Origin of the sequence: Pseudomonas sp. G5(2012) (genome assembly GCF_000408945.1) — a bacterium.
GTDB lineage: Bacteria > Pseudomonadota > Gammaproteobacteria > Pseudomonadales > Pseudomonadaceae > Aquipseudomonas > Aquipseudomonas umsongensis.
Genome location: NZ_APIO01000175.1, coordinates 1 through 696 on the forward strand (window position 1 = coordinate 1; position 696 = coordinate 696).

General features: G+C 59.5%; 1 protein-coding gene. It reads right to left on the reverse strand.

What is annotated here, in order from left to right; genetic code table 11:
- Positions 1-19 precede the first annotated feature (19 nt).
- The gene (locus tag PG5_RS31725) at positions 20-688 is read right to left on the reverse strand and encodes an NAD(P)H-dependent oxidoreductase (protein ID WP_052024751.1); all 669 of its coding nucleotides are present in this window, start codon (positions 686-688) and stop codon (positions 20-22) included.
- Positions 689-696: the final 8 nt, after the last annotated feature.

The window sequence follows — 696 nt, forward strand, 5'->3', positions numbered from 1 at the left end:
AGGCTCGCTCCCACAGGGGTCAAGCATTCACAGTTTCGGATCGATGCAATGGATAGAGTTGTTCGTCGAACTGCGACAGCTTGGGGAACACCAAGGGTTGATCATCACTCAGGTGTTGCAGGCGCTGATCGTAATCCAGCAAAAACGCCTGTCGCGCCTCATCGCTGATGTACGGCACATGCCAGGCCACGAACGGCTCCAGCACATCAAACCCGACATACGCCAACGTCCCGCGCAGGATCGGCCGCAGCATGTCCTGCAACGGCCCGTGGATCGCCTCCTCACCGAACATGTGTTCACGCCCCCCCAAAGTCACGGTAACCAACGCCTTTTTCCCGGCAAGCCCGCCCTGATCGTAGAAGCGCTTGCCGCCGTAGCAGATGCCCGAGACCAGCACCCGGTCGATCCAACCCTTGAGCATGGCCGGGGTGGAGAACCAGAAGATCGGGAAATTGAGGATCAGCAGGTCGGCCCATAGCAATTTATCCAGTTCAGCCTGGATGTCCGCTGCCAGTGACTGGCTTTTCACACCGAGGCGTTGTTCCAGCGCATACACCAGGTACTCGGGATTTTCCCGCTTTGAGAAGTCATCGGCGCTGGCCACCGGGTTCCAGTTCATCTTATACAGGTCGCTGACCTGCACTTCATGGCCCTGGGCTTCAAGGGTCGCGACGGCCTGGTCGCGCAGGGCGGCGG